Source organism: Protofrankia sp. Cr2, assembly GCF_963555885.1.
Taxonomy (GTDB): Bacteria; Actinomycetota; Actinomycetes; order Frankiales; family Frankiaceae; genus Protofrankia.
This window is the reverse complement of sequence record NZ_CAUVXG010000025.1, coordinates 1-15,105: the sequence shown is the minus strand read 5'-3', so window position 1 is coordinate 15,105 and position 15,105 is coordinate 1. Positions and strand designations below refer to the sequence as shown.

Sequence of the window (15,105 nt, the reverse complement as noted above, 5' to 3'; positions counted from 1 at the left end):
ACCCGTGAGGGTAGTGTCCGGGAGACGGCGAAGGACACGCGGATCGCCGAGCTTGAGAGCGCGGTCGCGGACGGCTCGACGCGGATCGCGGCGTTGGAGGAACTGGTCGTCCGAGTTCGTTGACCTTCTTTGTGGTATCTGGCACCTGGTGTCTGCCCTCGAACCTCGAACATGTAGCAGGATGTCACGCCCGGCCTGGACCTCGCCGTACCGGGCCAGTTGGCGGGCGACCGCGGCTATCCTTGATTGCGCCCAGGCACCCCGGCCCCGCACCGGACCGGACCGGACCGCACTCTGGAGGACCGGCATGGCGACGAACCTCCTGCTCGACAAGCGGACGCCGTGGACCGCGGAGGACTGGCTTGAGCTTCCCGATGACGGCCGTCGGTATGAGATCACGGCCGGAGCCCTGCTCATGGCCCCACCGCCGTCGCCCCTGCATCAGGCCGTCACCGACGAGATCAGGCAGCTTCTTCGCCCTGCCCTACCGAAGCATCTGCGCGTTCAGGAGAACACCGGCGTCCGGCTCGGTGACAACCTGCGTATCCCGGATCTGGTCGTGCTGCGCGCGGAGGCGGTCTGGCGCCCGGGTGCGCTGCTCGCCGAGGACGTGCTGCTCGTCGTCGAGGTCGTGAGCCCGTCAAGCGCCCAGGAAGATCGGGTCGCGAAGCCTGCGCAGTTCGCGCGGGCGGGCGTTGCGCATTACTGGATGGTCGATCCCGCGGACGGCCCCTGTGTGCACGTGCTGCGCCTGACCGGGCCGGTGTACGAGCGGAGCCATCTCGGTCGCGGCGAGGACGTGCTGGCGCTGCAGGAGCCGGTGGAGGTGCGCTTCACGCCGGCGTCGTTGCTTCCGCCGGCGCCGTAGCCACCACCCAGCGGTAGCGGTCCGCCCCACCGAACATGCGGGCGAGAGCTGACTTCACCGGGCTCGATTCGTCCCAGTCCACTGCGACCATGGCAGATTTCGCCTCCGCCGTGCGCTCGTCGCCGAGCCGTAGAGAGTCATGCCTGCCGCCGCGGGAGGGAATGTTTCGGCGCTACGGCGAGTCCAATCAGGAGCATGTAGCCGATTGCGCTGCCTGCCACGACCACCTTGGACACGTCCCACCTGGACACGATCACGATGGAGCGGTAACCGATGGCAGAACGGCTGGACGGCACGGTGGCCCTGGTGACCGGGGCGAGCAGCGGCATCGGGGCGGCGAGCGGCCGGGAACTCGCCCGGCACGGTGCGGCGGTCGCGCTGGTCGCCCGGCGCAAGGACAGGTTGGAACAGCTCGCCGCCGAGATCACCGCCGACGGCGGCCGGGCGCTCGTCCTCGCCCACGATGTGACCGATCAGGCCCAGGCCGTCGACGCCGTCGAACGCACCGTCGCCGAGCTGGGTCGGTTGGACACAGTGGTCAACAACGCCGGCGTCATGTTGCTCGGCCCCATCGTCGGCGCGCCGACCCAGGAGTGGGATCGGATGGTGTCGCTGAACCTCCAGGGTCTGCTGTACGTCGCTCATGCGGCGTTGCCGCACCTGCTCGCCGCCGCTGACACCGGTCCCAGGCGGGTCGCCGACCTAGTCAACATCAGTTCGGTCGCGGGTCGGCGGGCGATGGCGAACGCAGGGGTCTACAACCTGACGAAGTTCGGGGTGACCGCCTTCACCGAATCCCTGCGCCAGGAGGTCACCGAACGGCACGTGCGGGTATCGGTCGTCGAGCCGGGCGCGGTCGACACGGAACTGACCGACCATCTGCGCGAGGAGATCCGCGAAGCGTCCGCACGGCGCTTCGCCGGGGTCGAGAAGCTGGTGGCCGACGACATCGCGGATGCGGTGGCCTACATCGTCACCCGCCCCCGCCGGGTCGCGGTCAACGAGATGCTCATCCGGCCCACCGGGCAGGTGGGGTAGCCGGCGGTCTGGATGCTCACGCTGGCGTACGTCTCCCGGCGAGGCGAGGGGACCCCGGGTGCGGCCCCCTCGCCTACCCCGTTCAGGATGCTCTACGGCAGGAGCCGGTCAGAAGACCGGTGTCGCGCCGACATAGGGGGCTTCGCCCTGCACCACCGTGAGAATCAGTGCTCCCGTCGGCCGGGCCACCGAGCTGGTTGTGGCCGCCGACGCCGGAATGGCAGCCACGCCGGCAGCCAGTAACGGTGCCAGGGCGAGTGTGCCCCAACGGGCGAGAATCCTTGTCGAACTAGTACCCGGCCGTGGGGCTACCAGCCTGAATCGGCCATCACCTGGCGTCGCGTGTTAGTCAATTTCACCCAGGTCAATACGGCTACCTGCTACCCTCTGTCATCTCGCGCCGTCGCAGAGCGTTCCGGTCCAGCGTCCCGCCACGCGCGGCGTCACGGTCGGCGCACCGTGGACCCGGCCGGCCGAGCCTTGCGCACAGGCGGGTCGATGCGATCGTCGGTGCATGCCCTGGCTGGGCACCACCGGCATCGGCACCGAGCACAGGCGGTGTCCACGGCCGGCCGAGCAGTGGATATCGGTAGTTACAACGAGTGATTGGGCGGGTTTACGGTTCGTGGTCAACGCTCAATCCTGAGCGGGCCAGACCACACCATCACGGTGGGCCAGCCCGGACTGGCACGTGGAAGTCCTTGCCTTTTCCGTGATTTCTACGGGAAGCTTCTGTCGGCTCGCCGCATGGAGCAAAGCTCGCGCCGCGGGTCGAAGGAGAATGCGCTGTACGCGGTGCGATGTCGGTGTGAAGCCTGCCGGCGGCACGCGAAACGGACGGGGGAGACGTGGCGGTATTCGGTTTGCGCCGGCTATTCTACCGGCGTTGTTCGATGCGGTCCGCCAGGGACGTCATCGCATAGTTACGGGCAGCCGATCACTTCATTCCCCGGTGGTGGGCGGAGCGTGATCCCGCGCGCTCGGGTAGCGCTTCGACCGTAATCACGGGGCGGGTTCAACGCCCGGCAACGTTTCTCAGCATGTTCAGCACGTTCATGGTGCTCGGCGTGCTCGGCGTGCTCGGCGCGGGAAAGCTCGCTCGTGTCGACCACGCCGGAGATGTTCCTCGAATGCACGTTCGTTGTTTTCCTGCTGTTACGACTAAGAATTGGTGGTGTCGGTCATGACGGAGTCGGCTGGTGTGGAGACTGGTACGGCGGACGGGCAGCCGCAGCTGAGCCTGGGTACGGCGGCTGCGCGCAATCTGGCGACAGTTACCAAGTCCGCGCCACAGATGCAGGAGATTTCCTCGCGGTGGTTGCTGCGGATACTGCCGTGGGTGCAGGTGGCGGGCGGCGTGTATCGGGTCAACCGTCGGCTTACATATACGGTGGGCGACGGGACGATTACCTTTGTCTCGACCGGGGCTGAGGTCCGCGTCATTCCCCAGGAACTGCGTGAGCTTCCCCTACTGCGGGAGTTCGACGACGCGGTGCTCCTGAGCGCGTTGGCGGATCGGTTCGTTCAGCAGGAATTCGCTCCCGGCGATGTGATCGTGGAATCCGGCCAGCCGGCTGACCGGGTGTTCCTCATCGCGCATGGGAAGGTCGACAAGGTCGGCGCCGGAAAGTACGGCGATCAGACCGTGCTGGGTGTGCTGGCTGACGGCGACTACTTCGGTGACCAGGTGCTGGTGGAGCCACAGAGCAGCTGGGAGTTCACGGTCAGGGCGGTGACCGGGTGCACGGTGCTGGCGCTGCCGCAACAGGTGTTCCAGGAGCTGGCTGGCCGGTCCGAGGCGTTGCGGACCCATGTCGAGCACTTCCAGAGCAGGCCCGAGCCCCCACAGAACAAGCACGGTGAGGCGTCCATCGCGCTGGCGTCGGGGCATACCGGGGAGCCTGAGTTGCCGGGGACCTTCGTCGATTATGAGCTTGCGCCTCGCGAATACGAGTTGAGCGTGGCCCAGACGGTGCTGCGGGTACACAGCCGGGTCGCCGATCTGTACAACGAACCGATGAACCAGGTCGAACACCAGCTCAAGCTGACAATCGAGGCGCTACGGGAACGCCAGGAAAAAGAACTGATCAACAACCGGGAATTCGGCCTTCTGCACAATGCCGACCGCAGCCAGCGTATCAACACCCACGCCGGCGCGCCCACCCCCGACGATCTCGACGAACTGCTCAGCAGACGGCGCGACTCCCGGTTCCTCCTGGCCCATCCGCGCGCCATCGCCGCGTTCGGCCGGGAATGTAACCGCCGTGGCATCTACCCGACCGGAGCCGTGATCGACGGCGCCCAGGTGCCGGGCTGGCGCGGCGTACCCCTCCTGCCCTGCAACAAGATCCCCATCTCCGACACGCAGACCACCTCCATTCTCGTGCTCCGCACCGGCGAGGACAACCAGGGTGTCGTCGGCCTCCACCAGACGGGCATCCCGGACGAGTTCGAGCCCGGCCTGTCCGTCCGATTCATGGGTATCAACGAGAAAGCCGTCATCTCCTACCTGGTCAGCACTTATTACTCGGCCGCGGTCCTCGTGCCGGACGCGCTCGGTGTCCTGGAGAACGTCGAGGTAGCCAGATCCCGCGACTAGCCGTGGTGTTGTCCGCGGAGCAGCCGAAGAGGAAGGTTACGTGCGGTTCATGGTGCCATTCGAGCTACCGGAGTTCTATGTGCCCCATCCGGCACGGCTGAATCCGAACCTGGAACGAGCTCGTGAGCACAGTAAAGCCTGGGCTTACGAGATGGACATGGTCGACGCGTCGCAGAACGGCGCCGTGATCTGGTACGAGCGCGACTTCGACGCTCACGACTACGCACTGCTCTGTGCATATACCCATCCGGACGCGACAGGTCCCGACCTTGACCTGGTGACGGACTGGTACGTGTGGGTGTTCTACTTCGACGACCACTTCCTGGAGCTGTACAAGCGAACGCACGACCTGGCCGGCGCACAGGAATATCTTGACCGGCTGCGGGCGTTCATGCCGACGGATGGCGCGATCACACAGACGCCGACCAATCCGGTGGAACGCGGTCTTGCGGACTTGTGGACCCGGACCGTCCCGGCCCGGTCCGCGGATTGGCGGCGTCGGTTCGCCGCCAGCACCGGGAACCTCCTGGATGAGTCGTTGTGGGAGCTTTCCAACATCAACGAAAACCGGATTGCCGACCCCATAGAATACATCGAGATGCGGCGAAAGGTCGGCGGAGCTCCCTGGTCGGCGAATCTCATCGAACACGCGGTGGCCGCCGAGGTGCCCGCCGAGATCGCCGCGACCCGGCCTATGCAGGTACTGCGGGACACGTTCGCCGACGGCGTGCATCTGCGCAACGACCTGTTCTCCTACCAGCGCGAAGTCGAAGAGGAAGGCGAGCTCAGCAACGGCGTCCTGGTCTTCGAACGATTCCTGGGGTGTGGTACCCAGGAAGCCGCCGACATCGTCAACGACCTGCTTACCTCCCGGCTGCACCAGTTCGAGCACACCACCTTCACCGAGTTACCCCCGCTCGTCGAGGAGCATGGCCTTGACGTGGCGGCCAGAGCGGATGTCATGGCCTATGTGAAGGGGCTGCAGGACTGGCAGTCGGGTGGTCATGAATGGCATTTGCGGTCGAGCCGCTACATGAATGGCGGGGCCCATGCGGGCACCGGCGCCCTGGGCGGTCCGACGGGCCTGGGCACCGCAGGAGCGCGCATCGGGTCCGCACTGGTCTCGACGGCACCGCAGCGATTGCGGAGCTTCACCCACATCCCGTATCAGGTCGTCGGTCGGCTTCAGCGTCCCGATTTCTACATGCCCTATTCCACCCGGTGCAGCCCGCACCTGTCCGCTGCACGTCGTCACATCGTGGAGTGGGCTGGCAAGATCGGGATGCTCGACCCGGTGCCCGGAATCTGGGACGAACACAAGCTCAGGGCGTATGATTTTCCGTTGTGTTCGGCGGGGATCCATCCGGATGCGACGGCGGACCAACTGAACCTGACCACGGGCTGGCTCACCTGGGGAACCTACGCCGACGACTACTATCCGGTGATTTTCGGCCGGACGGGTGATCTAGCCGCCGCGAAGGCGTGCACCAGGCGGCTGTCGGAATTCATGCCGGTGGAGTCCGCCGTCATTCCGGTCCCCGTCAACGCGCTGGAACGCGGTCTGGCCGATCTGTGGTCCCGTACCGCGGGGCCCATGGCCGTGAGCGCGCGTCGCATGTTCCGCGGCGCGATCGAGGATATGACCGGTAGCTGGTTGTGGGAACTCGCCAATCAGCGGCAGAACCGGATTCCCGACCCGATCGACTACATCGAGATGCGCCGGATGACCTTCGGTTCCGATCTCACCATGAGCCTGTGTCGACTGGCTGCGGGGCCGACGGTGCCACCGGCAATTTACCAGACCCGACCGATGAGGGCACTGGAGCACGCGGCCGCGGACTACGCCTGCCTGCTCAACGACGTGTTCTCCTACCAGAAGGAAATTCAGTTCGAAGGTGAGATCCACAACTGCGTTCTCGTCATTCAGAATTTCTTCGACTGTGATCGTGAACGCGCTGTCGGGGTCGTCAATGATCTGATGACGTCCCGGCTGCGCCAGTTCGAACATGTTGTCGCCATCGAACTGCCCGCGCTCTGTGACAGTTTCAACCTGGACGCCGACGCACGGGGCGCGGTGCGGGGATATGCCGAGGAACTGCAGAACTGGCTGGCCGGAATCCTCCGTTGGCATCAGGGAACCCGTCGATACGAGGAAGCTGAACTGCGACACCATCCGGCAGCCGGGACACCGCCGTTCGGCGGCCCCACCGGACGAGGCATCTCGGGGGCCCATATCGGCCGGCTCCGCTCGTCGGACGGCCAAGGTGCGGCCAGCCGGTAGAAATACCTTAGAACATCAGAAATATGAAGTAAAGTGAACAATATGCCGCCCGGGTTAGAGCCCGAGCCCGGACGGTCCATACCGGCGGCATATTGCGACCAAATAGTAGCTGCAAATTATTTGCAATAGGTGCCGCGTATCTGAACAGAAATTCACCGAAGGAGGGATAATCAAAACCGGACGCCGCGCTGTCGCCGTCCGAGCTGAACCGGCGCAGCCTGCTGCGCAGCGCCGGCCTGTTGGGCGCTGGGTCGCCGCGGGGAGCGTCCTTGGCGGACAGGGTGTCGCACTCGCCGGGTCATCCGACGGATCCGACCGGCGGGAGCCCTCCGACGGCTTCCAGTGGCTCGCCGGCGACCACCACATCCACACCCAGTACATCGATAGCCGGATCGCAGGAGGGTATCGAAGGAGGGGTATGAATAGTCGGTGCGGCGCAGTCGAGCCGTACCAGACATGGAAACGTGATCAATCGAACGCGACAGGTGGTGCCCATGACTCATAGATCAATCAATATCCCAAGGGTTTCGGGAGCATCGTCTTCGGGTCTGTCGTCTTCGGGTTCGTCGTCTTCGGGTCCGTCGGTCACGGAACTGGTGGCCCGCAGCGGAGACCTCAAGGGTGAACTCGTCCATTTTGCGCAGGGTCCGCGATTCGAACGTCAGCTGACGGCCCAGCTGCTGGAAGCCGCCGACCGACACGGCGGTGCACTCGACGAGAACATGGCGGTCCTCATCATCGATCATTTCGCGCTCCAGCAGCGCCTGAGTGATGGTCGTACCGTCGTCGAGCGTTTTGTTGCCCAGCGCCGTCCCCCACTACCCGAGGACGAGAAGGCGATGGTTCTCGGCTGGCGCGATGTGGTCGAGGGGAGCTTCGAGGTGCAGCGGCGCGATGGTGATGCGTTGGTCGTGCACAACCTCGTCGACGATCTCGTCTACCAGATGTACTCCAACATGGGCCGCGGTGCCTTCGCCGAGCTGCAACCCGGTATGTTCGTGATCGGCCGGATCGTCCCTGTCCATCCGGCGCTGGACGCCTGGCTGGTCAGCGGACATCTCGCCGTGTATCCCGGGTCGGCGGGTCCCCAGCTCGCGCAGGCCGTGGCCGCGGCGGTCGCTACCGTCCCCGAGCTGCTCTTCCGTAATCCGGAGAAACTGGAGCGGGCCTGGGAGCTGCAGGCCGAGGACCGGGCCGACTTCATCGCGTACTTCGGCTGCGATCTGGTCATTCTGCCGCCGGATGAAGCCGAGTACGGTATGCGGGAATACCAGCGGCGTCGTCAGGAGAAGCTTCTGGAGGGCTTGGAGGGGAAGGCCGCTGAAAGGGCACGGTCGCTGGCGCTCGCTCCCGAGCAGCTGTTCCAGTTGCCTGACGATCTCCGCTCGGCCGACACCGTCGCCATCGTCTATGACGAGACCGAAGGACTCAGCTTCTATGGTGATTACGGCCATCTCGATGCCCTGTTCGCAGATCCCTTCCTCGCTCGAGACCGGGACCACGCGGCGCGGTTGCGTGCATACCTGCGGGACGACAGCGTGTCACCGTCAGCCATCCGGCGCCTTGTGGCGCGTCATCCAGCGGAGGTGAATCGGGTCTTTCGCGCGGTCCTCGGCAAGTCGCAGTTCAGCTGGGAGCGGGACGGGGAGGCGTTGTTGCGTCGCAGGAAGAAGGAGTTCTTCGAACGGGAGCCGCGTCCCAGCGTCTCGCCTGTCGGTGACCGCGTGGCCGAACTGCTCCGTGCGGGCCGCTGATCCCCTCGAACATGGGCATCCGTCACTGGCAGCGTCGGTCGGGCTCCCCACGGATGTAGCTGCGCACTGTCACGCCCGGGACGGTCTCGGTGCTGTCCAGTCGGAAACCGTCGGCGTTCATGGCCCGGATGAAGTCCGCCTGGATGGCGCCGACCCAGGCGGTCCGGTCATGGCTGCTCACCAGCCATATCCGGCGGTAGCGGCACAGCTCTGCGGCTGCCTGCCGGAGTTCGGCCGCCGGTCCGCCGGGGGTGGGTCTGTCGTAGAGGGATCGGCCGCCCTCGACGCGCGGGATCAGGGAGCGCGGCAGACGATCGCGATGATTCCTGGCGTAGAAGGTGAACGGCGCATATCCGGCCGGGTTGAAGAAGGCGATCGCGTCCTGTCGGTCCGACCGGTCGACGATGAGTCGTGCGGCAGCGCGGAAATCCTCCGGTGCGGGCGTGTCGTAATAGGCGTGGACGGATACCAGCGCAAAGGTGATGGTAGCGGCGAGGAGCGAGCCTCGTGCGACGAAGCGGGGGAGTCGCGCCAGACCGAATGCGGCCAGCAGGGTCAGGCCGGGAACGGTGACGATCAGGTAGCGCGGGAGAAACAGGGGCGCGAGAAACAGGGATGCGATGATGTTGGCGAGAAGCGAGCCGAATCCCACGACAAGTGTGAACCACATCGGCCGGGAGCGCCATCCCAGCAGTACGCCGAGGGCCATACATGCGCAGTAGAGCCAGAGCAGCGGCGAGGTTCCGACGGCTCCGACTGTTTCGGCGACGGTTTGCGTGATACGGGAAGCACGCAGCGGTGGCACCCATGACAGCCGGGTCGAACCCTGGCGGTTCAGCACCCAGACCAAGGGTGCGCATCCGACGGCCTGCACCACGAGGCCGGGCCACAGGTAGACGATTCTGGCCCGGAACACAAAAATCACCGCGACGATTTCGCACATCACGGTGAAAGCAGCGAGGACGTGTGAATAGAGGGCGGCTGAGCAAGCCAATCCCCACGCGACGGACAGGCCCGGACCGGACGTGTCGAGCAGCCGGCACACCAGGTAGAGCGTCAACGTGACGAGAAAGAGAGTCAGGCTGTAGGAACGAACCTCCTGGCCGTAGTGAATGGCAAACGCATTGACCGCGATCAATATTCCCGCAATGATCCCGGTCGTTTCGCCGAGGAGGCGTCGTCCGGTCGCCGCGAGCAGCGGTATCGTGGCAACGACCGCGATACCGGAAAAAGCCCGTGACCATGCTACGTCGTCTCCGGCGGTGGTCCACAGCTTCAACAGGACGGTATACAGCCCCATGTTGGTCTCGTGGTCCCGGACGAAATCCCACATCGGTCCCCAGTTGGTGGAGACCAGCCCGACCGTGACCCCCTCGTCGAACCAGAGACTTTTCCGGCCTGTGTCGTGGAAGACGAGGAGCGAGGAGATAACGGTTGTCAGCACCACGCAGACCTGGAATCGGGCGGTCGCCCGGCCGGGTAGATCCCGCATGCTCGCCGGGTCCGACCCGCGCCCCCTCGCATTCGCCTTCGCCACGACCATCGGATCATCGGGTACGACGAAAGGGCTTCTCATCGGGTACGACGATAGGGCTCCGGGAAACCCGCCCAGTCTCAACGCGCCGACACGATAAGAGCGCCCGGCAACAGGGTCACGGAACGGACACGGGCCGGGCGCGGTTGTAGGTCAGCAGGTCAGCAGGGTGCGTAGTTGCCAGGTAGCGCGGACGGTGTGGTGTTGTCGTCGAAAAGTTTATGTGTTCGATACCTTTTGTACATGTGGTGGATACCAGGTGGCAATCTGGCGATGTGACGGTTTTTTCGCCACAGATGCACCTTTTGGTGTTTTGTCGGAAGTAGATCGCCTCTCACCGGGCCGAGGAGTTCGTCGGCCGCGGAAAGGACGCACATGATCGCCATCCAGCACGTGACCCGGCAGGCAGCTGCGCGCCTGCTAATGATCGCGATTCTCGCCCTCGGGGTCGCCGGCGCCACACTTTCGGTCACCCATCCCAACTGGTTCAGCGGATCCACCGCCGACGCCGGGGTCATGCCGATCGGCCCGGTCAAGCCGGGCACTCCCACCGGCCCCATCATCGTCAGCACGAAGTGACCTTTCCGGGTCGCTGATCCGTCGGGGAGCCGGGGACTGGGAACCTTGCCCCGACTCCCCGACCAGCTGCGGCGGGAACGGAAACGATGGACGTCCGGGGGGCATGTGGTGGGGGCGGTCATGGTGGAGGCGGTCATGGTGGCGTCAGCCGATGCCGGCTCCGAACACCCGACGAGCACCATCCCCGAACGTGTTTCGCCTCGCCGTCGGCAAAGAATCCCGGCTGCCGTGGTTACCGCGCTGGCCGTGCTGGTAGGCGTTGTCGAACGGCCGCAGCTCCTGGCCGGTTTCTTCATCTGCGCGCTGCTGTTCATTCCGCTTGAACAACTGCTGCCTCTCGTCCGTCGACGACGGCGGGAGGACTGGTATGTAGACGTCGCGCATACCTTCGCGAACCGGCTGCCGATCACCGTTGTCTCCACCGCTGTTCTCACCGTCCTTGCACCTGGCGTGCACCACGCCTGCCCGCAAGCCGTGCGGGAGCTGCTGCTGCGCCAACCCGGCTGGTGTCAGTTCATCATCATCCTGTTGCTGGCGGACCTGGCGAATTACGCCGGACACCGGGCACTGCATGAGCTGCCCCCGCTGTGGAGGCTGCACGCGGTCCATCACTCCAGCCGCGAGCTTGACTGGTTGTCCACGAGCAGGGGTCATCCGCTGGATCAGATCATCAACCTGACGGTCACCGTTCTTCCGCTGTACGCCGTCGGCTTTGATCTGACGTTCTCGTCGCTGTTCGTCGCCTTCCAGTTCTACTTTCCGTTCCTCGCCCATGCCAACACGCGGCTAACTCTGCGTCCGCTCAGCGTCGTTTTTGTCACGCCGGCCTTCCATCACTGGCACCATGCCGATACTCCCGAGGCGGTCAACCGCAACTACGGCGCCGTCTTCTCCTTCTGGGACACCCTGCTGGGCACCCGCTACCTGCCCGCGGGGACCCCATCGTCCTACGGGATACCGCAGGACATGGCGGCATCCTGGGTCGGCCAGCTCATTGCGCCGTTCCGACCACGTCGAACGCGCGCATCGAACTTGTCGGACGTCGCCGCTACGGTGCCCTGTGTCGTCACATCGATGGAAGGGGAAAGCGTGACCCGAACCGAGAGGGCCGTGACCAGCGAGCGCGCAGACCTGCTGGAGACGTTGGCCAAGCACCGGTACTTCCTGCGCTACACGGTCCGCGACCTGACCTACGATCAGGCCGCGCAACGCACCACCGTGAGTGAGCTGTGTCTGGGTGGTCTGATCAAACACGTCGCGAGCGTCGAGCGGGGTTGGATCGCCTTCATCACCGAGGGCCCGTTGGCGATGGAGCAGTCGCCCGCGAAGCTGACGGAGCGGTCCGAGGGGTTCCGCATGCTGGCCGGGGAGACGCTGGCCGGTCTGCTCGACGAGTACGAGCAGGTGGCGCGTCGGACCGATGAGCTCGTGGTGACGTTGCCCGATCTTGATGTCTCCCAGCCGCTACCCGAGGCTCCGTGGTTCGAACCGGGCGCGCGCTGGTCTGCGCGCCGGGTGTTGCTCCACGTGATAGCAGAGACCGCTCAGCACGCTGGTCACGCCGACATCATCCGCGAGGCCCTGGACGGCGCCAAATCGATGGGGTAGTCGCTGGGTAACAGTTCGGCTCCCGCGGATCAGCGGGCGGATCAGCGGGCGGATCAGCCGCGGCGCGGCCCGTCCCAGCCGGTGGGTCGCTGCGTTCTAGAGTGCATCCAATGAGCCTAGGGGTGGGATCCGATGTTGGTTTCGATGTTGGTACAGACAGACGGCGGAGGTCTCCCACTCCAGGGGCGAGTCGCACTCGTGACGGGCGCCGGGCGTGGGCTGGGCGCAGCCCACGCCCGGGCACTCGCGGCGGCCGGCGCCGCGGTGGTCGTCAACGATGTCGGTGCCAGCGTGGACGGCCTCGAACGCGGTATGGCCGTCGCTGACGGCGTCGCTGCGGACGTCGTCGCACAGGGTGGGCAGGCTGTCGTCGACCATTCGGACATCTCCACGTTCGCGGGAGCGGCCGCTGCCGTTGCGTGCGCGATGGACGCCTTCGGCCGGATCGACATCGTGGTGAACAACGCCGGGATCGTGTCACCCGGCACGGTCGAGGACATCGAGGAGGCAGCGCTGCAGCGGCTGCTGGCCGTTCATCTCACCGGCAGTGTCGGTACGATCAGGGCTGCGTTCCCGACGATGCGCGCCCAGCGGTACGGCCGGATCGTGAACACCATTTCGGAGGCCGCGCTGGACACCCGCATGGCAGACAGCGCCGGGTACAGCTCCGCGAAGGCCGCGATCTGGGGACTGACCATGGCCACCGCGAAACAGGGCGCGCCGTACGGGATCACCGCCAACGCTGTCTCGCCGGGGGCGCTGACCAGGATGTCGGAGAACTTCCTCGCGTCGGCCGGACAGCAGGGCAGTGCTGCTGCCGCACTCGACCTCTCCCCGGAACATGTCTCCCGCGTCGTCGTGCGACTCGTCGCGCCGGACGCGGCCGACGTCACCGGACGGGTGGTGCACGCCGCCGGCGGTCAGGTACGCGAGTACGTGCTTCGCCGGACCGGCGACACCGACCTGGTCCGTCGTCTCACCACCCCCTGGCCGCAGCCCAGCCCCTCGGGCTGAGCCGACCCTGGACAAACGTCACAAGACGGGATCACGATCATGGGATTACTGGACGGCAAGGTCGCTTTCGTCACCGGCGCGGCTCGCGGTCAGGGCCGCAGCCACGCGGTGCGGCTCGCCCGCGAAGGTGCGAAGATCATTGCGGTGGACGTCGCCGGCCCGGTGTCGCCTGCCAACGTCTACCCGGCCGCGACATCGCAGGATCTTGACGAGACCGTACGTCTGGTTGAAGCCGAGGACCAGCCAATCCACGCCCGGCAGGCCGACGTCCGCGACTCGGGCGCGCTGGTGGCCGTGCTCGCCGACGGTGTCGCCGAGTTCGGCGGCCGACTTGACGTCGTCGTCGCCAACGCCGGGATCAGCAACTGGAGCCGGTTCTGGGAAATGCCTGACGAGCAGTGGCAGACCGTGATCGACGTTAACCTCACCGGAGTGTGGCGGACCCTCAAGGCCGCGGTTCCGCACATGATCGAGGCGGGCAACGGTGGGTCGATCATCACAGTCAGCTCGGTGGCGGGGATCAAGTCGTTACCGGCTCAGGCCCACTACAGCGCGGCCAAGCATGGCGTCGTCGGACTGACCAAGGCCGCGGCCATCGAACTGGGGGAGTTTCGCATCCGCGTGAACTCGGTGCATCCCTGGGGAGTCGCGACTCCGATGAGTGAGGATCCGACGATTCACAAGGTCCTGGCCGACCACCCGTCGTACGCGGCGTCGTTCGCCAGCCTCTTGCCCGACCTGCCCATCGCAGACTCCGATGACATCTCGGATGCGGTCGTCTGGCTCGCCTCGGATCTGTCCCGGTCGGTCACCGCAACGCAGCTCACCCTCGACATGGGGGCGACCAAGGTTTGACCAAGGTCCGATCAAGATCGGGTGGTGATCACCTCGGGCACCGGTCCGGGCAGGCACGGGATGCTGCAGGACAACGAACGGCGCTCGCCCCAGCTGGCCAGACAGCCGGGGCGAGCACAGATCGGAGCGGATTCAGTGGCATTGAGCCTGGACTCCCGCCTTGGCAACGGGTTAGCTACTGAGCTTTAATGCGTGACGTCGTTGGATCACAGCGTTGCAGATCATGACGGTTCCCAGGTCAGGCCGGTGGCGGCGAGGCAGCCGTCGAGGAGGTCGGGCCGGTGCTGGAACCCGGTCATGTCGTGGCGGATCAGGTCGTTGAGTTCGTCGACACCACCGAAGACCCGGTTGGCGATGTCCCCGCCCTTGAGGACCGACCACGACATCTCCACCGGATTCAACTCAGGGGCGTACCGCGGCAGCTGCACTACGGTCAGCCACAGCGTGTTCGCCGCGGCGAACGCGGCCATCTGGGCGCACACATGCCGGTTCAGGTTTGTCCCAGACCAGCACCACCGGCCGGCCCAGCCGCCGGTGCACGGCCACGATCAGATCCCGGTAGTCCCGCCCCAGGAGAACACCTTCGGCTCGTCCGTGCGGCCCCGGTGCCGCAAGGTCCGGTAGAACAGCCGCGACCCCTGACCGGGCCGGTAGCAGACCATCCCCGCCACCGAGACCCGTCCCCCGACCCGTTCCCACGCACCCGGACCAGCGGAGTATGCCCACGCCGGCCCCAGCTGGTCACCCGTGGCGGTCTCAGGGTCTGCCCGGCCTCGTCCTCGAAGACGAGCCAGGCCCCGGTGACCGCGGCGATTTTTTTACCCGCGGCCACACCTCCCGCCGCCACACCTCCCGCCGCCACACCGCTACCTCCCCGTCGTCACGTTCCACCGCCCGCCGGGCCGGCAGCTGACACGACCAGCCCCGCCGCCGCAGCAGCCCCCACACCCCCGGAACCGTGTAGACCACCCCGAA

12 protein-coding genes and 1 pseudogene are annotated in these 15,105 nt (G+C 65.9%); 10 read left to right on the top strand and 3 right to left on the bottom strand.

Translation table 11 applies throughout. The features are described from left to right. Positions 1-307 precede the first annotated feature (307 nt). From U9978_RS13320 to U9978_RS13300, 5 genes are all read left to right on the top strand, one after another. Positions 308-868 (top strand): Uma2 family endonuclease, encoded by a 561-nt coding sequence (locus U9978_RS13320; RefSeq protein ID WP_322761423.1) that lies wholly within the window; start codon positions 308-310, stop codon positions 866-868. Positions 869-1,141: 273 nt separating this feature from the next. Next, a complete protein-coding gene (locus U9978_RS13315; RefSeq protein WP_322761422.1) occupies positions 1,142-1,906 on the top strand; it encodes an SDR family NAD(P)-dependent oxidoreductase in 765 nt (254 codons plus the stop codon). Positions 1,907-3,089: 1,183 nt separating this feature from the next. Next, positions 3,090-4,505 (top strand): family 2B encapsulin nanocompartment shell protein, encoded by a 1,416-nt coding sequence (locus U9978_RS13310; protein WP_322761421.1) that lies wholly within the window; start codon positions 3,090-3,092, stop codon positions 4,503-4,505. Between the two features lie 49 nt (positions 4,506-4,554). After that, a complete protein-coding gene (locus tag U9978_RS13305) occupies positions 4,555-6,786 on the top strand; it encodes a family 2 encapsulin nanocompartment cargo protein terpene cyclase (RefSeq protein ID WP_322761420.1) in 2,232 nt (743 codons plus the stop codon). A 596-nt stretch (positions 6,787-7,382) separates the two neighbouring features. After that, positions 7,383-8,540, top strand: a complete 1,158-nt coding sequence (locus tag U9978_RS13300; protein WP_322761419.1) for a hypothetical protein — start codon at positions 7,383-7,385, stop codon at positions 8,538-8,540. 22 nt (positions 8,541-8,562) lie between these two features. Here the strand turns inward: U9978_RS13300 and U9978_RS13295 are convergent, their stop codons facing one another. Further along, on the bottom strand, positions 8,563-10,116 hold the full coding sequence (locus tag U9978_RS13295; RefSeq protein ID WP_322761418.1) for a glycosyltransferase family 39 protein: 1,554 nt from the start codon (positions 10,114-10,116) through the stop codon (positions 8,563-8,565). Positions 10,117-10,449: 333 nt separating this feature from the next. On the opposite strand from U9978_RS13295, the gene U9978_RS13290 reads away from it, so the two are divergent. From U9978_RS13290 to U9978_RS13275, 5 genes and pseudogenes are all read left to right on the top strand, one after another. Next, entirely contained in the window at positions 10,450-10,653 is a 204-nt protein-coding gene (locus tag U9978_RS13290) for a hypothetical protein (RefSeq protein ID WP_322761417.1), read from the top strand. 120 nt (positions 10,654-10,773) lie between these two features. Next, a pseudogene (locus tag U9978_RS24060) lies at positions 10,774-11,559 on the top strand (sterol desaturase family protein); the annotation flags it as partial. Positions 11,560-11,727: 168 nt separating this feature from the next. Continuing rightward, positions 11,728-12,261, top strand: coding sequence for a DinB family protein (locus U9978_RS24055; RefSeq protein WP_416210956.1), 534 nt, complete (start codon positions 11,728-11,730; stop codon positions 12,259-12,261). A gap of 144 nt (positions 12,262-12,405) precedes the next feature. Beyond that, positions 12,406-13,275: an SDR family NAD(P)-dependent oxidoreductase gene (locus tag U9978_RS13280; RefSeq protein ID WP_322761415.1), complete on the top strand. Its 870-nt coding sequence runs from the start codon at positions 12,406-12,408 to the stop codon at positions 13,273-13,275. Positions 13,276-13,314: 39 nt separating this feature from the next. After that, a complete protein-coding gene (locus U9978_RS13275; RefSeq protein WP_322761414.1) occupies positions 13,315-14,130 on the top strand; it encodes a mycofactocin-coupled SDR family oxidoreductase in 816 nt (271 codons plus the stop codon). Positions 14,131-14,351: 221 nt separating this feature from the next. Here the strand turns inward: U9978_RS13275 and U9978_RS13270 are convergent, their stop codons facing one another. Both U9978_RS13270 and U9978_RS13265 read right to left on the bottom strand, forming a co-directional pair. Further along, positions 14,352-14,600, bottom strand: a complete 249-nt coding sequence (locus U9978_RS13270; protein ID WP_322761413.1) for a transposase — start codon at positions 14,598-14,600, stop codon at positions 14,352-14,354. A gap of 286 nt (positions 14,601-14,886) precedes the next feature. Then, the coding region (locus tag U9978_RS13265) for a winged helix-turn-helix domain-containing protein (protein WP_322761412.1) at positions 14,887-15,105 on the bottom strand (219 nt) is incomplete at its 5' end.